We start from the raw sequence: 18,777 nt of genomic DNA, 5'->3' as shown, positions 1-18,777 counted from the left end.
CCGCGCCGGGCCATCGCGCGCACGGCCGACTCCAGGGGCACCTCCAGCGCCGGGGTGCCGACGACGAGAACCACCAGCGAGCCGACCAGCCAGCCGACCGCCAGGCCCAACAGCGCGCGGGCGGGCACGATGGCACTGACCACGAGGTGGATCGGCACGAAGGCCAGCAGCAGCGCCCACCACCAATGCCGCCAGCGCGCGGGCAGCCACGGGCCGGAGACGGTCAGCACCGCGGCCAGCATGCCGATCCAGCGCGGGTCGTCGAGGAACTGGCCCAACACGGTCGGCAGGCGTTCGGAGAGGTCGAAGTGCCAGCGGGGAGCCGAAAACCCGTTGCCGCCCACCGAGAGCGGCAGCGCCGCGAGTAGGGCGGCGGCCGCGTAGGCGCCCAGCAGTTTCCATTGCCGGCCGACGATCAGGCCGATCAGGATCATGAACGGCAGCGCCAGGATCGCCACGCCGTAGGCGAGGTACACCAGATCGGCCTGGCGGGGGGAGAGCACCCCGACGATCTGCGAGATCGACTTCTCCAGCGCTTCCCACTGCGGCCGGGTGATCAGCGAACTCGTGATCACCACCGCGAGGAAGGTGACGCTCGCGGCCAGCCGCAGGATGTCGTTGGTGCGCCGGGTCAGTGGCTGCAGCAAGCTGCCGGAAACGCTCACCTCGCGCCCGTCGACTCGCATGTGGTAATGATCCTTCGGATCCGTTCGGCGCCGCTGCTCGATCCGCTCGCCGGCTCGCCGACAACTTAACGCCGACGCCCGGTGCGCGACAGCTCGCACCCGCCCGGCGTGCGCGTAGGGTCGGTTAGGTAGGCGAGCTAGCGAATCGGAGGGTGTGAGCGTGGGCAGAACCGACAACGACAGCTGGGAGATCACCGAGAGCGTCGGGGCGACCGCACTGGGTGTGGCCTCCGCCCGTGCCGCCGAGACGCGCAGCGAGAATCCGTTGATCCGCGATCCGTTCGCGCAGGTCTTCCTCGACGCCGCCGGCGACGGCGTGTGGAACTGGCACTCGGCGCCGCAGCTGCCGGCCGAACTCGTCGAGGCCGAACCCGAGTTGCCGCTGCAGATGCGGGCGATGGTCGGCTACATGGCCTCGCGGACAGCCTTTTTCGACGACTTCTTCCGCGCCGCGACGGACGCGGGGATCCGCCAGGCGGTGATCTTGGCGGCGGGCCTGGACGCGCGGGCGTGGCGGTTGCCCTGGCCGGACGGCGGATGCGTCTACGAGCTGGACCAGCCGCGGGTGCTGGACTTCAAGTTGTCGACGCTGACCGAACACGGGGCACGGCCGTCATGCCACCGCGTCGCCGTCCCCGTGGACCTGCGCCACGATTGGCCGGCGGCATTGCGGCAGGCCGGTTTCGACCCATCGAAGCCCAGCGTGTGGTCGGCGGAGGGGCTGATGCCGTATCTGCCGGCCGCCGCCCAGGAGTTGCTCTTCGACCGCGTGCACCAGCTCACCGCGCCCGGCAGCCGGGTCGCCGTGGAGGCGCTGGGGCCGCGGTTCCTCGACCCGGAGCTGCGGGCGAAGCGCCGTGAGCGCATGGACCGGGTCCGCGCGCTGATGGCGCGCGTGGCCCCCGACCGGGAGGTGCCGAGGACCGACGAACTGTGGTACTTCGAGGAGCGTGAGGACGTCGGCGACTGGTTTCGTCGGCACGGCTGGGATGTGACGGTCACCCCCTCCGCGGAGCTGATGGCCGGTTACGACCGCGCGGCGCCCAAAGAGGTCGAGGACTTGGTGCCGGGAAACCTGTTCGTGGCCGCGCAACGGCCGGCGAACTAACGGCCCTCCGCTTCCGAAGCCGCGCGACGCCCGTGCCTGCGCCACCTCCGGTAGCCGTGCCGCGCGGCGACCGCGCCGACGACGGCGGTCATGCACCACACCGCGATCGCCGAATAGGCCAGCCAGGATGACCGATTCGCGATCGACGCCCCCAGCGCGGTGTAGGCGAACGCTCGCGGCACCGAACCGATGAAGGAGCCGACGGCCATCTGCCACAACGGGACTCCGAACGCACCGAACGCGTAGGACGCCAGCGCGTCCGATAGGCCCGGGACGAACCGCTGGCCGACAACGGCCCAGAGTCCGCGGCGCTCGATCAACGCGTCGATACGGTCCGCGCGCGTCGGCCCCAACAGCGCCCGCGCGCTGTTCCGCCCGGCCCGACGGCCGATGAGGCTGGCCACGATCGCCGTGCCGACCGTCGCGCCCAGCGTCACAACGATGCCCAGCACCGGGCCGAACAACAACCCGCTGCCCGCGGCCAGGATCGAGCCCGGCACGAACACCGCGCCCAGCGCGGCCGACAACACGACGTAGGTGACGGGGGCCGCGGAACCGGTCGCCGAGACGGTGCGCCGCACGTCCTCGACGTTGACGACGTGCGCCACGGCCACCAGGAAGAACATGGCGAGCAGGAACGCGGCGAACACCGCGAGCCGCAGGATGTGCGGCCGGCGGGATGCCGGTGGTGCGTCGTCGTCAGTCATCTCGACCACGATTCTTCCGCACCGGCATGGCCGCGGCGTCAGTCGAGGCCCGCACCGGACCTGAGTCGCTGTCGCAGGCCGCTCGCGCGCACCGCGCGCCGACCGATGGCGGCGCGTACCGCGCTCTCCGAACCGGCCACGCGCACCTTGGTTTTGGCGCGCGTCACCGCGGTGTAGAACAGCTCACGCGTCAGCAGGTGAGAGTCTTCCGGCGGGAGCAGCACGGTGACCTCGTCGGCTTGGCTGCCTTGGCTCTTGTGGATGGTCATCGCGTACATCGTCTCGACGTCGGAAAGCCGGCTGGTCGCGAACTCCAGCCGCCCGGCGGCGCCGGAGATCACCGCCCGCAGCCCCGCCTGGCGGGCGACGACCACGCCGGTGTCGCCGTTGTACACCCGCAGCCCGTAGTCGTTGGCGGTCACCAGCAGCGGCCGGCCCGCGTACCACTGCGACCACGCCGGCAGGCCGCTGTCCTCGGTGAGCCATCGATGGACCTGGCGGTTCCAGTGCTCCACCCCGGACCGTCCGTGCCGGTGCGCGCACAGCAGCCGGTGCCCGTCGAGCGCCTGCAAAGCCGCCGCGTCGGCACCCAACACGGCGGCCTCCCGCACGCGAAGCGCGTGGGGCACCAGGATCGCCCGCAGGCGATCCGTCGGATCCTCGTCCTCCAGCCAGTCGATGTGATCGCCGCCGGCCCGCAATACCGCGATCACCCGGTCGGCGTCTCCGCCGCGGATGGCGTCGGCGAGCGCACCGATCGACTCGCCGAACCGGTGCGACGAAAGCAGGGCGGCGACGCGACTGTCGTCGCGGGCGGACAGGCCGTCGACCAGGTCCGCCAGCACCGCTCCGGCCTCCACCGAGGCCAGTTGGTCGGGGTCGCCGACCAGGATCAGCCGCGCGTCGCCGCGCACCGCCTCGAGCAGCCTCGCCATCATCGTCAGCGACACCATCGACGTCTCGTCGACGACGATCACGTCGTGTGGCAACCGGTTGGCCCGATGGTGTCGAAACCGTACCGACGTGTCGGGCCGGCTACCGAGCAGGCGGTGCACTGTCACCGCCTCCAGCCCGGCGAGGCGCTCGCGGTCGGCGGGTTCGAGCCTGGCGACCTCTGCCGCCACCGCTTCGGTCAGCCGCGCGGCGGCCTTGCCGGTGGGCGCGGCCATCGCGATCCGCAGCCCCGCCTCGCCCGACCGGTCCGCCTGTTCGGTCAACAGCGCGAGAAGGCGGGCGACGGTCGTCGTCTTCCCGGTCCCCGGGCCGCCGGTGAGCACCGTAACCGCTTGGGACAGCACGATCTGGGCCGCCGCCCGCTGTTCCTCGTAGCCGGCCGGGAAGAGGCGGTCGAGGATGCGTGCTTCGACGGGGGCCTTGGGCGCCGACAGCGCCAGCAGGTCGAGGCAGACCTGGGTCTCTTCGCGCCAATACCGGTCGAGGTAGAGCAGGCGATCCTGGTAGAGCCGAAGCACCGGGGGGTCGGCGATCAGGCGGCTCGAACGCACCGACGCCAGCCACGCCCCCGGCTCCGGCCACGGCAATTCCGGCGCGTCGGCGTCGGCGGCGACGCTCGCCAGGTCCACGCACACCGCCCCGCCCTGCAGCGCGCGAACCACCAGCGCGAGCGCCAACGCGACCGATTCGTCCGGCTCGCCGGCGAGCGCGGTGATCCGCTGCGCCGCATGCACATCCGCGGTGTCCAGCACGCCGGCCCGGTTGAATTCGCCGAGCAGTCCAGCGGCGGCGAGCGCCAATCGGTGGTCGTATCGGTCCTGGGGGATTTCCTCGACGGTGCTCATACGGCGCGTGGCCCCTCGTCGAGCAGATCGGACAGCGCGACCGCCAGCTCGGCCGGAGGCGACCAGCTGAACACGCCGCAGGGCCGGCCGTCCGGCGCTGGTGTGGCGGCGCCGCACATGCCGCGCACGAACAGGTACAGCACCCCGCCCAGGTGCCGCCCGGGATCGTAACCGGACTGGCGCCACCGCAGGAAACGATGGAGCACAACCAGATACAGCAGCGCCTGCAGCGGATAGTCGGAGTGCAACATCGCCTCGGTCAGCGCGGGGAAACCGTAGTCGGCCGCGGTGCCACCCAGCAGGTTGGTCTTGTAGTCCACTACGAGGTAGCGCTGCCCGGGCAGGCGCAGCACGGCGTCGATCGAACCGGAGAGGTAACCCCGCAGCGGCTGGCGGCCCAGCCCGTCCGACCTCAACCGGTCGGCGTAACCGGCCAGGGGATCGTCGGGGGAAAGGTATCGGCCCAGCAGCTCGCCGACGTCGGAGAGCGCGATGTCGGTCACCGCACCGCGGACGTCCCCGCCGGCCAGCGGGATCTCGAAGGCCAACTCGCGCAGCCGGTCCGGGAGGGCGACCTGCCGCAAGGTGACGCCGGGAGCCAACGGCCCCAGCGCCGTGTCGTGCATCGGCACCAGCGCCGACGCCAACACGGCGGGATCGACGTCGACGGGCCACCAGGCCGAATGCGTTCGGATCCGCGCTTCCAGCTCGGCCGTCAAGTCGCCGGCGAGCGGGTCGGCGCTCTCCAGCACCGCGTGCACCAACGACCCGAACGTCGCACCCGCCGGCAGATCGGCCATCGGGGACGGCACGTCCGCCCCGGCGGCCGGCGGGACCGCCGCCGGGGTCACCTCCACCTCGTCGTCGCGGGCGCCGGTCTCCGGTTCACTGGCAAGCGCGGGCTCATCGACATCGCGGATCAACGCCGAGTACGACGTGCGCCGCCAGCCGGTGTCGATGACGCGATGAAAGTGCCGCACGGCCAATGTGTTCGGCGGCGCCGCCCCGGCAAGCGCGGGCACGCCGGCGACGGCGGCCTCCTCGATCACCGGGCCGCCCGCGGCCTCCCAGGCATCGAAGCGGGCCCGCGCTTCCTCGTCGGAGATCGTCTTCGGATCGCAGCGGTCCGGCACGTCGGCCTCGCCGAGACCCCGGCCCCGCATCAACCGTGACAGACCGCCGTTGGGTTCGTCCCAGGACGGCGCCCACCACGCCACCACCTGAGACTGCGCCCGGGTCAACGCGACATAGGTCAGCCGGATGTCGTTGCGCGCCGCCTCGGCCCGGCTGAACCGCTCGGTCTCGGCGAGGTCCGGGCTCTCGGGGCCGCCGATGTGCAGGCAGCGGACACCGGCGTCGTCGTGAAACATCGGGATGTCCTCGATGAAGACGTGCCGGTTGAACGCGAACGGCAGGTACACGATCGGGAACTGCAGGCCCTTGGCCCCCCACACCGTCATGACCTGTACCGCGGCGGAGTCGCTGTCGATCCGGCGATTGCGTTCCGGCGCACCGTCTCGCTCGCCGCATTGCCGGCGCAGCCAATCGCGCAGCGCGGGCAGGGCCAACCGCTCGCGGTGCGAAACGTCGTGCAGCAGCTGGGCGATGTGAGCGAGGTCGGTCATGGTGCGCTCGCCGCCCTGTTCCGCGAGCACGCGCCGGCCCATCCCCGCCAGCTGCGCCGCCTCGAACACCGCCGCCGGTCCGCGCTCGCGCAGCTGGGACGACCAGTCCCGCAAGGTGGCGGCCACCTCGTCGGTGAGCCTGTCGCCCCCGGCGGCCAGCGCGTCGGCCGCCTTGCCGAAGAACACCGTCGCCGCGGCGGCGCGCACCATCCCGCTGCGGTGGGTCTGGTCGAACGCGTTGAGCAGGCACAGCCAGTCTTCGGCGGCCTGGGACAGGAACACGTCGGCGTCGCCGGTGTAGACGGCGGGGATCCCGGCCTGGATCAGCGCGCTCTGGCACGCCCGGGCGTCCTCACCGGTCTCCACTATCACCGCCACATGGCCCGGCTCGACCGGGGCACCGCCGAACGTGGCGCCGCCCGCGCGCAGGGCCCCGATGTCGGCGGCCAGATCGGCGGTGATGTAGCGGCGAAGCTCGGACATGGGAATGGTTTTCGCCTGGTCGACGCCGAACGGGGAGCGGTTGACCAGGCGCAGCCGAAACGGCGCATTGCGCGGCGCGCCGGCCAGCCGGTGCCCGGCGAGGCGGGTTTCCACCTTGCCCACGACGATGCCCGGATCGCCCAGTGCCGCACCGCGCAGCACGGTCTGCAGGCGCTCGACCAACGCGGTGTCGCTGCGCCAGTTGACGTCCAGCGTGCGCCGCTCGCCGGCGGTGCGGGCGGCCTCGAGGTAGGTGTAGATGTCGCCGCCGCGGAAGCCGTAGATGGCCTGCTTGGGATCGCCGATGAGCACCACGGTGGAGTGGCCGCCGAACGCGCGCCCGATGACCTCCCATTGAATGGGATCGGTGTCCTGGAACTCGTCGACCATGACGATCGGCCACCGGGCCCGCATCCGGTTGGCGGCGTCGGAATCCGGCGCGCGCAGCGCGGTGGCGAGCCTGCGCAGCAGGTCGTCGTAGCCCAGGATGCCGAGCCGGTGCTTGCGCAGCTCCAGCTCGGCGAGCACATCGTTGGCGAACCGAAGCCGCACCGCCGCAACCGAACCCGCGTCCGGCCGTTGCGGGCGCGGCTCGGCGCACGGGTCGCGGACCACCGCGCGGGCCAGGGCCAGCGCGTCGATGTGGCTGAGCGCCGCGTCGTCGCGCTCCGATGCGAACCGCGCGAGGTAGAGGTCGTCGACGATCTGGGTGAGGAGATCCTCGAGGCTCTCCACCAGCGTCACGCTGGCGTCGGTGTCGCCGGCGACGCCAAGGGATTTCAGCACCATGCTGCAGAACTCGTGGGTGGTGGCGATGGTGGCGGCGTCGAATCCCGCCAGCGCGTCCCTGAGCCTGCCGCAGCGCCGGGCGCGGTCGCCGGCGGTGCCGCGCATCAGGTGGGCCACCAGCTCGTTCGGGGTATCGGCCGCCGGATCGCACAGCGCGGCAACGGTTTGCGAGATTTGTGCGCGGACGCGCTCGCGCAGTTCGCGGCTGGCGGCGCGACTGAACGTGATCAGCAGCATCTCGTCGAGGGTGGCCACGCCGTCGGCGAGGTAGCGGGTGACCAGCCCGGCCAGCGCGAACGTTTTTCCGGTGCCGGCGCTGGCCTCGAGGACGGTCGTGCACCCGGGCCCGGGCAGCGGGCCGAGCAGGTCGAATCGTTCCATCAACGCACCTCCGAGCGCAGCAGCGGCAACCACAACCGCACCGCCAACGCGCCAAGACGGGAAGTCTCCCCGTCGACCTCCTCGCCGAGATGGGGCGCGCCGAGCAAGACGCTGAGCGGCGCCCGTTTGCCCCAGACCTTTTCGTGCGCCGGCTCGGCGTTCTCGCCGTGAAAGTTGTTCTGCGACTGCCACCGCCAGCCGGCCGCCCGCACGGGGTCCCTGCCGCCGTGGCGGGCGTCGGCCCAGGCGAACGATGTCCGAACCGGCAGCGGCAGCGGCTCCCGGCGGCCCGCGTCGTAGAGGCGCACCAGGTCGCGGAGCGTCGCACCGGGATCCGCCGGCGGTCCCAGCAGCCGCTGTTCGATGCGGTGATCGGTGCGGGCACGGCCGATGCACAGGGCCGCCCAGCCGCGGTCCGGCATGGCGGTGCTCAAGGCCAGCAGTGGAATCCACGACTCCATCAGGTGCTTGCCACCCAGCCTGGAGTACGTGACCGACACCGTGCGCGCGCCGAAGACGGGTGTCACGGTGCCGGTGAGCCGGCGGGCGCCGCCGAGGTCGACGTCGACGTCGTAGGCGTCGGCGTCGACCTGGCGGTGCCGCAACGCCGCGCGCGCCAGGTCGGCGGCCTGGTCGCGGATCTCGACGGCTTTGCGCATCCCGAGGCGGCCGGGCGGCAGGGTGCCCCGCCGCCACTCGGCGTTGGCGGCGGTGTCCGGGTGCATGCCGCGCAGCATGTCGCGCAGCATGCGATCGCCGACGGCCCACTCCGCCAAATTGTCGATCTGGACCGGCATCTCGTCGTCGAGGTCCTCGACTTCCCAGGGCAGCGCGTAGTCCAGCGCACGGAAGAAACCCTTCACCGGGTCCCGGAAGAAGGCGAGCAAATCGGCCAGGGCGACGTCGTCGCGCGGGGGCTCGGGAAGCGGGTCGGCGAAGAACGGGCGGCCGGCATGCCGGTCGCCGGCGGCGGCCTCGGCGGCCACCAGCGCGGTGGGGTCGAAGGTGAACGGCTGACCCGGGACGAGCTCGCCCGGAGTGACGTTGCGAATGTCGAACGGCTGCAACGGATGATGCACCATCACCCGGTCGCGCACGCGTTGGGTTGTCGTCTGGTCCAGCGCGTCGAGCAGCTCGGACAGCGGCACGGCCGGCGGGCGCGGATGGCCGGTGTGCTCGTCGTTGCCGGTGTAGGTGATCACCAGCGTCTCGGTGGCCGCGCACACGGCGTCCAACAGCAACTGCCTGTCCTCCGAACGGATGTCGCGTTCGCCGGTCATCGGCATCCGGGCCAGCGCGTCGTCGCCGTCGGGCCGGTCGAAGCGGGGGAAGACACCGTCGTCGAGGCCGACCAGGCACACCACGCGATGGGGAACGGAACGCATGGGCACCATGGTGCAAACGGTCAACGTGCCGGTGCGGAAGTTCGCGCGAGTCGGCCGTCCGGCCAGGCGACCGGCCAACAGCGCGCGCACGTCGGGCAGGCGCATCATGGTCGACTCGCGGGAGCCGGCCTGTTCCAAGACCTTTGCGAACTCTTGGTGCAGCTGCCCGGGCTGCCACGCGTCGCCGGCACCCACCCGGGTGAGTGCGGCGACCCCGCCGGTGAGCGCGTCGATCCACTCGGTCAGCGGCCCGGTTCCGGTCAACGAATCGACCACACCCTGCAGTCGGGCGACGTATTCGGCCAGTCTGCCGGCCAATTCGACCTTGTTGCTGCCCACGTCGTCGAGCGGTAGCGCGGTGTTCAGCCAGGCCTGCGAGTCGTCGGACATCGCGACGCCGGTGAGGATGCGGTCGAGCCCGAAACGCCAGGTGTTGTGCAGGATGTGGTCCAGGCCGTAGGGCGCCCGCTGTTCCTTGTCGAAGCCCCACCGGATGCCCGATTCCCGCACCCACGCCGTCATCGAGTCGAGGTCGTCGTCGGTGAACCCGAAACGAGCGCGTACCGGCGGGGCCTGCGCCAGGTTGAGCACCTCGGTGGCGGTGGCGCGGCCCCCCGCGATGCCCAGCAGCTGCGCCGCCACCGCGAGGAGCGGATTGGTCTGGGTGGGGGACCGGTCGGCCAGGCGCACCCGCAGCCGGTGCGCGGGGTGGCCTTCTCCGGGCAGGTCCCCCAGCCCGAAGCCGGCGACGATCAACGGGGCGTATGTCTCGATGTCGGGGCACATGACGACGATGTCGCGGGGCTCCAGCGTCGGGTCGTCCTCGAGCAACCCGAGCAGCACCTCGCGCAGCACGCCGACCTGCCGCCCCGCGCCGTGGCAGCTGTGCACCTGCACCGAGCGGTCGGCGGGCGACGGTGTGCGGCCCGTCCGCCGGACCGCGTTGGCGGCGATATCGGACTGCAGCCAGCCCAGTAGCGTATCGGATCCCGGTGCACCGCAGACGAACTCATCAGTCGCCGGGCCGGTGGGCAGCGCGCGTTGCAGCTCGCGGAGGTCGCGGCCGAGGGTTTCCAGCAGCGGGTGGTGGGCCGCGCGCCGGCTGTCGTCGTCGCGTCGCCGGACCACGCCATGAACGCCGCTCAACCCCCGCCACAGCTGGTCGCTGGGGTGCGGCAGCCACAGGTGCAGGTCGTGATGGGCCGACACCGCCTCGAGGAGTTCCACATCGGTGAGCGACAACCGGGTGTGGCCGAACAGCGACAACCGCGCGGGCAGGTCGGTTGGACCTGCCCGGAGCCGGGCGATCGTGTCCCGATGGCGGACGTGCGGCGGATCGGCCGGGATGATCGCCGCCACCGCCCGCCACAGTTCCGGCTGCCAGGCCAGGTCGGTGTCGAGGTCGCCCGGGTCGCCGTTCAGCCAGTCAGCCAGCAACCGCGGACGCTGGCTTGCGTAGGAGGCGAACAACCCGGCCAGCCGGCGCGCCACCGAATACCTCCTGGCGCGGCGCAGTTCCGCCTCGGGCCCCGTGTCGAAGTGCCCCAAATGCGTTGCCAGCGTTCGGCACCACGGCTCATCCAGGGAGCAGTCGATCACCTCCAGCAGCGGCCAGGTGATAGCGTCCGGCGACCAGGGATCGTCGTCGGCGGCGCCGGTAATCTCGGCGATCAGCGACCCGGGACTGCGAAACGCCACCGCCGCGCACACCCCGTCGCCGCCCGGCCCGGCCCGGGACCGGCCGAGCACGTGTGACAGCCGTTGACTGAGCCAGCGCTCCACGCCCCGCGCGGGAACCAGCACCAGCTCCTCGGCGAACGGATCGGTTTGCGGATTGGCCAGCAGGGCCCCGAGGGCGTCGGCAAGGACATCGGTGCGTTCGGCACGGTGGAGATGAAACGCCATTGCGGTGCAACGATAGACCCCCGCACCGACATCGGGCGACGAAAGTCCCTCCACCGGCGGGCCCCGCTGTGCCAGGCTGACACCATGGCGACAGTCGCGGATGCCATCGGGTGGGCGAGCAGGCAGATCGCCGACCGGGTGCCCAAGGCGGACCTGGATCAGCGCGACCCCGACTTCATCCGGGACCAGCTGCCCGCCACCTGGCTGGTGGCCTCGCTCTATTTCCGGGCCGACGTACGAAGACTCGACCGCATCCCACCGCACGGGCCGGTGCTGCTGGTCGGCAACCACAGCGGCGGCAACGTCCCGCCCGACACCTTCGTCTTCACCCTGGCGTTCTGCTCGTACTTCGGTGTGGAGCGCCCGTTCTATCAGCTCGCGCACAACCTGGTCACCCTCTATCCGCCGCTGCGCTGGCTGCGCAAGTTCGGCACCGTGGCCGCCAGCCCCGAAAACGCCCGCCTCGCTTTGGAATCCGGCGCCGCGGTGCTGGTGTACCCCGGCGGCGACTACGAGGTCTTCCGCCCGTCCTGGCAGCGGCACGTCGTCGACTTCGGTGGCCGCAAAGGCTTCGTGCGGCTCGCGCGCGAGACCGGCGTACCGATCGTTCCGGTGGCCAGCGTCGGCGGCCAGGAGACCGCGTTCTTCCTGGGGCGCGCGCAGTGGCTGGCCAAACTGTTGCTGCTCGACAAGGTGGTTCGGCTCAAGAGCGTGCCCATCTCGCTGGCCCTGCCGTGGGGGGTGAACGTCGGCGACCTGCTGGGGCACATCCCGCTGCCCGCCAAGATCGTCATCGAGGTGCAGGAGCCGATCACGGTGGGCGACGACGACCAGGCGGTGTACGACGAGGTGATCGCCAGCCTGCAGGCCGGCGTGGATCGGCTTGCCGCGCAGCGCCGATTCCCGGTGATCGGCTGATGCGCGTCGAACGCCGGGTCGTCGTCGACGCGGACCGTGACACCGTGTGGAAGGTGCTCAGCGACCCGGATCGCTACCCGTCGTTCCTCCCGCACCTGGAGCGCTGGGAGACGCTGACCGAGGGCCCGGCCCGGGTCGGGGCCCGCTACACGGTGCTGTGGAAGATCGGCTCGATCCCCGTGGGCGGCGTCGCCGAGGTGGTGGAGTTCGACGCGGCGCGGGACCTGGCGTGGATCAACATCACCGGTGTGACACAGCGCGGCCGGTTCCGCCTGCGCGACGCTGGCCCGGGCCGAACCCGCGTGACCTTCCGGCTCGCCTACAACTCGGAGGGCGGCCTGCTGGGCCTGATCGCGGACCGGGTGGCGGCCTTCTGGGTCGGCCGCTCACTCGACGAGAGCCTGAAAAACCTTCGCCGCCTTGTCGAGCCGACCGGCCGGTGAGCCGCGCCTATTTAGCCAGCGTGAACTGGTTGACGTCGATGTAGCCGTCCCGGAACGCCTGGGCGCAACCGGTCAGGTACCTCATGTATCGCTGGTAGACCGCTTCGGACTGGATCGCGACGGCTTCGCTGTGGTGCGCCTCGAGCGCCGCGGCCCACAGATCGAGCGTGCGGGCGTAGTGCAGCTGCAGCGACTGCCTGCGGGCCAGGTTGAACCCCATCTTCGACGCGTGGAACTCCACCATCTCGATGGGCGGCAACTGGCCGCCCGGGAAGATCTCGCGGGCGATGAATTCGTTGAAGCTGGTCTGCTCCTCGGTCATCGGCAGGCCGCGCCCGACGATCTGTTCCGGGGTCAGCATGGTGATGGTGTGCAGCAGCATCACCCCGTCGTCGGGCAGGACGCGGTAGGCCTTCTGGAAGAAATCGTCGTAGCGGTCGTAGCCGAAGTGCTCGAACGCGCCGATCGAGACGATCCGGTCGACGGGCTCGTCGAACTGCTCCCAGCCCTGCAGCAACACCCGCCTGCTGTGCGGGGTGGTCATCGCGTCGAACATCTTCTGCACGTGCGCGGCCTGGTGCTCGGACAGCGTCAGCCCGATGACGTCCACGTCGTACTTCTCGAGCGCGCGGCGCATCGTGCCGCCCCAGCCGCAGCCGACGTCCAACAGCGTCATTCCGGGCCGCAGGCCCAGCTTTCCGAGCGCCAGGTCCATCTTGCGGAGCTGCGCCTCTTCGAGCGGGATGTCGCGCATGCGGTCGAAGTACGCGCAGCTGTAGGTCATGGTGGGGTCGAGGAACAGCCGGAAGAACTCGTCGGACAGGTCGTAGTGGGCCTGGACGTCCTCGAAATGCGGCGTCAGGTTCTCTGTCATGCCGGCTACGCGCCTTCCTCATCCGGGGCCATTCAGCTGGATCACGAGTGGGCGGCACAGCTGGTTCACCGTGGCTTCCCGTAATGGCCGGAATCAAACTTCTGCGCGCGTATGCGGGGAATTCGGACGACGTTACCCCCGTTGACAGGGGGTCGGCTAGAGAACGAGGAGGGCACATGGAGGCTTGGGACGCGATCCGCGCCCGGCGCAACGTCCGGCAGTACAAGCCGGACCGGGTTTCCGACGACGACCTGAACCGCATCGCCGAGGCCGGGTGGCGCGCGCCGTCGGCGAAGAACCGGCAGCCGTGGGATTTCGTGATCGTCACCGACCGGGCGCAGCTGCAGGAGCTGTCGACCGTCTGGCAGGGCGCCGGGCACATCGCCGCCGCGGCCGCGGCGATCGCGATCGTGGTGCCCGTGCCGCCCGACGAGCGCAGGCTGGTCACCGACAACTACGACGTCGGGCAGGCCACGATGGCGATGATGATCGCGGCCACCGACCTGGGAATCGGGACCGGCCATTCGTCGGTGGGGGACCAGCAGAAGGCGCGCGCCATCCTCGGCGTTCCCGAGGACCGGCTGGTCGCGTTCCTGCTGGGCGTCGGTCATCCCGCCGACCGTCCGCTCACCCCGATCCGCACGCCGAATCGGCGCCCCTTCGCCGAGGTCGTCCACCACGGTCGGTGGTGAGGCGGGCGGCCTTAAGCTCGTCACCGTGCATGACCACCGGGGCGACTACGGAGTCGACGGCTCGTTTGACACCGTCTCCGCGCGTGGGCAGGCGATAGGCGTCGCCGCCCAGACCGCCGCGCTGGCCGGGTGGGCCGCGCTGAGCTGGGTCCGCGGCAAGCGGCTGAAGGCCGCGTTGACGGCCACCGCTGCGGTCGGAATCGCTTCGAGCGCCGCCCTTTACGCGTACGCGACCAAGGTCGGCAAGTTCGTGGTGTGGGACCGGGTGCTCGACGATTTGCGGTTCGCGGGCGACGAAACGGTGCTCGACCTCGGTTGCGGGCGGGGTGCGGTCCTGCTGGCCGCGGCCAAGCGATTGCCGCGGGGCCGTGCGATCGGTGTCGACCTGTGGCACGCCGACCAGACCGACAACTCCCCGGAGGCCACGTTGGCCAACGCGGCTTTGGAGAACGTCGCCGATCGCATCGAGGTGCACACCGCCGACATGACCGCCCTGCCCTTCGCCGACGACAGCGTGGACGTGATCGTCAGCAACCTGGCCATCCACAACATCCCAACCCGCGGGGGCCGGCGCAAAGCTCTCGATGAGGCGGTTCGGGTGTTGCGGCCGGGCGGCCGGCTCGCTATCGCGGACCTCTGGGAAACCCGTCGGCATGCCGCGCACCTACGGGAACTGGGTTGGCGAAACGTGCGGCGCCGCAACCTCGGATGGCGGATGTGCTACGGCGGTCCGTGGTTCGCCACCCGGTTGGTCACCGCCACGAAGCCGGCCTGAGCGCCGCCGGATTCTGTCAGGCATGAGTCGCTCCCCGAGTGATTCCGGCACGGCGCGGCCGACCCCGCACGTGCATGCTTGGGGTCATGAACAGACACGAGATCACCGAGCAGATCGTCCTGGCTCGACTGAGGCTTGGCCTGACGTGGCAGCAGCTGGCCGACGCCATCGACAGGCCGGTGCTGTGGACCACCGCCGCGCTGCTCGGCCAGCACCCCATTCCCGCCGAGCCGGCACGGATCCTCGTCGAGAGGCTGGGCCTGGACGAATCGGTGGTGCCCGTGCTCGCGGCGCCGCCCATGCGCGGCGGGCTGCCCACCGCCGTGCCGACCGATCCCACCATCTATCGCTTCTATGAGGCCCTGCAGGTCTACGGCGGCGCCATCAAGGAGCTGATCCACGAACAGTTCGGCGACGGCATCATGAGCGCGATCAACTTCAGTGTCGACCTACAGAAGAAACCGCACCCCTCGGGCGATCGGGTCGTGGTGACCCTGGATGGCAAATTCCTTCCCTACCAATGGGTTTCGGCGGACGAGTGACATGGCGGCCGAGAACAAGCCGGTAGACCTGGTCCTCTCTGGCGGGGGCGTGAAGTTCATCGGCCTGGTCGGCGCGGTCGCCGGGCTCATGGATGCCGGCTACTCGGCCTATCGGGTGTCGGGGGTTTCGGCGGGCTCGGTGGTCGCGGTGATCTCGGCGGCCGCGTCCAAGGGCGATCAACTGACCAGTGGTGAGGTGAGGGAGCTCGCGCTGTCGGTGCCGTTGCGCAAATGGCGCGACGCGGGGCCTCTGCCCGTCGTCGGCTCCGCGTGGGGGCTGGTGCGCGACACGGCCATGTACCGCGGCGATTTCGCCCACGACTGGATCCGTAGCGAGCTGAAGAACCTGGGCGTGGTCACGTTCGGTGATCTGGCCATCGACGACGACGACCTCCCACCGGAACGGCGCTATCGGGTCGCGGTCACCGTCGCCGACGTCACCGCGGCGCAGTTGGTGCGACTGCCCTGGGACTATCGTCGTCTCTACGGGCTCGATCCCGACGAGCAGCCCGTAGCCGACGCGGTCCGTGCCTCGATGGCGATCCCGTTCTTCTACCCGCCGGTCGCGCTGACCAACACCATGGGGCTCAGCTCCTGCCTGGTCGACGGAGGCGTCCTGTCGAATTTCCCGATCGACTCGCTGGACCGCACCGACGGCAAACCGCCGCGCTGGCCCACGTTCGGCGTCACGGTGATGCCCAAGCTCGCCGAGGGTATAGACCAGGTGTTCCCCGCCCTGCGCCCGCTGCGCTTCCTCAAGCAGTCCGCCCTGCTGCAAAGCCTCTTCACGACCATGATGGTCGGCCACGACCAGGCCCAGCTGAGCCTGCCGTGGGTCAAGTGCCGCACCATCGGAGTCGCCTCCACGGACGTGAGCGTGCTCGACTTCGGCATCTCCCGGGGCCGCCTCGAACAGCTCTGCGACAGGGGATATGCGGCGGCGCAGGATTTCTTGTCCACGTGGGATTGGCCGGCGTATCTGGACCGGTTCCGCCGCATCGTCAGGTAGTGAAGTGACGGCATGTCCCGCACGTGTCACACTGGCCGCGAGGAGGCGAAGGGAACGCGGTGGCGGCGGGCAGCGGTCACCGCGTTCGCCGTTCAGCTCATCAATACCTGCGGTGACAGCTCTTCGAGCATCGCGTTGGCCCAGCGCATCTGGCGCAACGTCTCGGGATGGCAGCACGACGCCAGGCCCAGCAATTCGGCATCCTTGGCGGCCTGCGCGCCCTGGGCCAGCAGCTCCCAGTCCAGCGACACCCCGGCCGCCGGTGTCCAAAACGTCTGGCCAGCGCGGGCCGGGCCGGCTACAGCCCGAACTCGGCCTCGATGCCGTCGATCCCGGCCCGGATGGCCTTCAGGGCGTCGGCCCGGGCGCGCAATTTCGTTGCGGCGTGGGCGTGTTGGTGCAGACCGGCGAATTCGCGCGCGGCCTCCTCGGCGCGGCTGACCACCATCTCCGGCAGCACGATCTCGTCGACGAAGCCGGCGGCCAACGCCGTCTCGCCGAAGAACGTCTTGGCCAGCCCGGCGGCCTGCTGGTAGGCCGACTGCGTCAGGCGCAGCTTCATGATCTCCAGGGCCGCGTAGGGGATGACCATGCCGATCGCCACCTCGTTGGCCTGAATGTTGTAGGCGTGTGCGGCCACCCGGTGGTCGCCGGACGACAGCAGGAACGCCCCCATGGCGATGGCATGGCCGGTGCAGGCCATCACGACCGGCTTGGGATGGGACAACAGCCGGTACGCCAGCTCGAAGCCGCCCCGCAGCATGTCGATCGCCGGCTGCGCCTGGCCGGAGGTGAGGATCTTCAGGTCGAACCCGCCGCTGAACACCCGCTCGTTGCCGGTGATCACCAACGCCCCGGCGTTGTCGGCGTCGGCCCGGTCGATCGCCTCGCCCAGGGCCTGCTGCATTGTCGGGCCAAGGGCGTTGACCTTGCCGTCGTCCATCCTGATGACGGCGACGGAATCCTTGAGGGTGTAGTGGACCGGGCCGCTCATTGGTTGCTGGCCCCTTGCCGCCCCGCGGGCGCGCTGTGGTGTTTGCCCAGTTCGTCCTCGGTCTCACCCCAGCGCAGGCTGACGTCGGTGGGCTCGTCGAGCCGGCGGGTGCGCCACCTGTCCTGCGTCTCCCGCACGGCGGCGTTGATCCGCTCGATCTCGCTGCGGAACACCTCGGGGCGGGTTTCCTTGCTCGCGTAGTGGAAGTAGGTCAGCAGCCCGCGCAGCAGCTCCAGCTTCTGCTTCTCCCGCTTCGCCAGGTCATGGGTGGTCATCAACTCGATGCGCTGCACCGGCGGCAACGAGTCCCAGTCCAGCACCACCTGGGTCTGAAGCGGCACGCGTTCGCGCTCCCAGAACCGGCGTCCGTGCGCGTGCTCGGGCCGATCGTAGTAGCGGATGGTGCCGGTGAAGCGGGACTCGATGCCGCTGCCGATCTCGGCGCGGTCGAGCGCCGAGTCCCACACCATGCGCCATTCCTGGCCGGGAGCCAGCACCGGCAACCCGTGGGGCAGGCGCAGTTCGGCGACGTCGGCGTAGCCGTCGGTGGCGTTCTCGTATTCGGCCACCGTCGGCGGATTCATGAACGAGAACGTGATGTCGTACGCCGCGGTCTGGCCGAAGTTCCTGACCACCAGTTCGATCACGTGCCAGTCGGCGGGATGCGGTTCCATGAACATCGCGACCTGCGGCCGGGTCTGTTCGGCGACCAGCCGGCGATTGCGGGTGATCTGGCGGTTGGTGAAGATCAGGGTCGCGACGGCGAGCGCGATCGCCGCCCACGCCGCCCACGCGATCCAGGTGCTGGACCCAGTGTGCGTGATTCCGTTCCAGCTGTCCTGGATCCACCCCATGGAATCCACCCTCCGCTTATATCACAGGCCGGTTGCCGATTCGTCGTGGTCGAGCGAACGCCTCAGCCGCCCATCAGCATGCGCCACTGGCCGAGGTCGGCGGCCCGATACACGTAGTTGGAGCGTTTGACCTCCGACAGCGACGCGCTCGGCTCCGCCGAATACCAGTGCCCGGGGAAAACGATCGGGTCACCGGGCAGGGTCGCGAGCTGCCGCAGGCTGCGGTACATCTCGTCGGAGTCGCCGCCGGGAAAGTCGGTCCGCCCGCAGCCCTCCAAAAACAACGTGTCACCGGCCACCAGTCGGCCGTCGAGCAGGAAGCATTGGCTGCCCGGCGTGTGGCCGGGAGTGTGCAGCAACTCGATCTCGATGTCGCCGATGCTGACCTTGTCGTGGTTCTCGTGGGTGGTCAGGTCGCCGAGGCCGATGCCGGTGACCCGCGAAACCCATTGCGCCTCATGAGTATTGACGTGTACCGGTACGGCCGCCCGCTCCAGCAGCTCGGCCAGGCCCTGCAGCGAGAAGCCCATCATCGATCCGCCCACATGGTCGGGATGGTGGTGGGTGACCAGCACCCCGGACAGGTGCATGCCGTCCGCCTCGAGCGTGTCGAGCAGATCGCCCGCGGCGTACGCGGGGTCGACCACCACGCAGTCACCCGTCTGGCGGTCGCCGATCAGGTAGGCGAAATTGCGCATCTGGGTCGCGAACATGTCGCCGGCGGCGAAGTCGCGACCGGAGAGCAGTTGGCGAAAGTACAGCCGGTCGTTTGGCACGTGATCAGCCTAGGACCTGCCCGTCCGGGGCC

At 70.4% G+C, this 18,777-nt stretch carries 16 protein-coding genes and 1 pseudogene; 7 read left to right on the top strand and 10 right to left on the bottom strand.

Annotated elements, in window-relative coordinates; translation table 11 throughout:
- Positions 1–686: pseudogene (locus A5692_RS19455) on the bottom strand (TIGR00374 family protein); the annotation flags it as partial.
- Positions 687–846: 160 nt separating this feature from the next.
- On the opposite strand from A5692_RS19455, the gene A5692_RS19450 reads away from it, so the two are divergent.
- The gene (locus A5692_RS19450; RefSeq protein WP_068058766.1) at positions 847–1,794 is read left to right on the top strand and encodes a class I SAM-dependent methyltransferase; all 948 of its coding nucleotides are present in this window, start codon (positions 847–849) and stop codon (positions 1,792–1,794) included.
- Here the strand turns inward: A5692_RS19450 and A5692_RS19445 are convergent.
- Genes A5692_RS19445 through recC form a run of 4 tightly spaced genes read right to left on the bottom strand, consistent with a single transcriptional unit; the run spans position 1,791 to position 10,868 of the window.
- On the bottom strand, positions 1,791–2,501 hold the full coding sequence (locus tag A5692_RS19445) for a TVP38/TMEM64 family protein (protein ID WP_068058770.1): 711 nt from the start codon (positions 2,499–2,501) through the stop codon (positions 1,791–1,793). The genes A5692_RS19450 and A5692_RS19445 overlap by 4 nt on opposite strands.
- Before the next feature lie 38 nt (positions 2,502–2,539).
- Entirely contained in the window at positions 2,540–4,300 is a 1,761-nt protein-coding gene (gene recD / locus A5692_RS19440) for an exodeoxyribonuclease V subunit alpha (protein ID WP_068058764.1), read from the bottom strand.
- Positions 4,297–7,578, bottom strand: a complete 3,282-nt coding sequence (locus A5692_RS19435) for a UvrD-helicase domain-containing protein (protein WP_068058762.1) — start codon at positions 7,576–7,578, stop codon at positions 4,297–4,299. Before A5692_RS19435 ends, recD begins: the two co-directional genes overlap by 4 nt.
- The gene (gene recC / locus A5692_RS19430) at positions 7,578–10,868 is read right to left on the bottom strand and encodes an exodeoxyribonuclease V subunit gamma (RefSeq protein WP_068058760.1); all 3,291 of its coding nucleotides are present in this window, start codon (positions 10,866–10,868) and stop codon (positions 7,578–7,580) included. The genes A5692_RS19435 and recC overlap by 1 nt, the downstream gene beginning before the upstream one ends.
- Before the next feature lie 84 nt (positions 10,869–10,952).
- On the opposite strand from recC, the gene A5692_RS19425 reads away from it, so the two are divergent.
- Positions 10,953–11,786 (top strand): lysophospholipid acyltransferase family protein, encoded by an 834-nt coding sequence (locus A5692_RS19425; protein WP_068058758.1) that lies wholly within the window; start codon positions 10,953–10,955, stop codon positions 11,784–11,786.
- Complete coding sequence (locus tag A5692_RS19420; protein ID WP_068058756.1) at positions 11,786–12,229, top strand: SRPBCC family protein; 444 nt, start codon at positions 11,786–11,788, stop codon at positions 12,227–12,229. The genes A5692_RS19425 and A5692_RS19420 overlap by 1 nt, the downstream gene beginning before the upstream one ends.
- A gap of 7 nt (positions 12,230–12,236) precedes the next feature.
- On the opposite strand, the gene A5692_RS19415 is transcribed toward A5692_RS19420, so the two are convergent.
- Positions 12,237–13,103: a cyclopropane mycolic acid synthase family methyltransferase gene (locus A5692_RS19415; protein WP_068058754.1), complete on the bottom strand. Its 867-nt coding sequence runs from the start codon at positions 13,101–13,103 to the stop codon at positions 12,237–12,239.
- Between the two features lie 176 nt (positions 13,104–13,279).
- On the opposite strand from A5692_RS19415, the gene A5692_RS19410 reads away from it, so the two are divergent.
- From A5692_RS19410 to A5692_RS19395, 4 genes are all read left to right on the top strand, one after another.
- Positions 13,280–13,795, top strand: coding sequence for a nitroreductase family protein (locus A5692_RS19410; RefSeq protein WP_068058752.1), 516 nt, complete (start codon positions 13,280–13,282; stop codon positions 13,793–13,795).
- A gap of 25 nt (positions 13,796–13,820) precedes the next feature.
- On the top strand, positions 13,821–14,570 hold the full coding sequence (locus A5692_RS19405; RefSeq protein WP_068058750.1) for a class I SAM-dependent methyltransferase: 750 nt from the start codon (positions 13,821–13,823) through the stop codon (positions 14,568–14,570).
- Positions 14,571–14,644: 74 nt separating this feature from the next.
- On the top strand, positions 14,645–15,112 hold the full coding sequence (gene cynS, locus A5692_RS19400; protein ID WP_068058747.1) for a cyanase: 468 nt from the start codon (positions 14,645–14,647) through the stop codon (positions 15,110–15,112).
- A 1-nt stretch (position 15,113) separates the two neighbouring features.
- Entirely contained in the window at positions 15,114–16,121 is a 1,008-nt protein-coding gene (locus tag A5692_RS19395) for a patatin-like phospholipase family protein (RefSeq protein WP_068058745.1), read from the top strand.
- Between the two features lie 92 nt (positions 16,122–16,213).
- On the opposite strand, the gene A5692_RS29555 is transcribed toward A5692_RS19395, so the two are convergent.
- From A5692_RS29555 to A5692_RS19380, 4 genes are all read right to left on the bottom strand, one after another.
- Positions 16,214–16,372: a hypothetical protein gene (locus A5692_RS29555; protein WP_197514512.1), complete on the bottom strand. Its 159-nt coding sequence runs from the start codon at positions 16,370–16,372 to the stop codon at positions 16,214–16,216.
- Positions 16,373–16,419: 47 nt separating this feature from the next.
- A complete protein-coding gene (locus A5692_RS19390) occupies positions 16,420–17,115 on the bottom strand; it encodes a crotonase/enoyl-CoA hydratase family protein (RefSeq protein ID WP_068058743.1) in 696 nt (231 codons plus the stop codon).
- A complete protein-coding gene (locus tag A5692_RS19385) occupies positions 17,112–17,969 on the bottom strand; it encodes a hypothetical protein (protein WP_068058741.1) in 858 nt (285 codons plus the stop codon). Before A5692_RS19385 ends, A5692_RS19390 begins: the two co-directional genes overlap by 4 nt.
- A 62-nt stretch (positions 17,970–18,031) precedes the next feature.
- On the bottom strand, positions 18,032–18,745 hold the full coding sequence (locus A5692_RS19380; protein ID WP_068058739.1) for an MBL fold metallo-hydrolase: 714 nt from the start codon (positions 18,743–18,745) through the stop codon (positions 18,032–18,034).
- Positions 18,746–18,777: the final 32 nt, after the last annotated feature.

The organism is Mycobacterium sp. E342 (genome assembly GCF_001667665.1).
GTDB lineage: Bacteria > Actinomycetota > Actinomycetes > Mycobacteriales > Mycobacteriaceae > Mycobacterium.
This window is presented reverse-complemented; position numbering and strand designations above follow the sequence as displayed.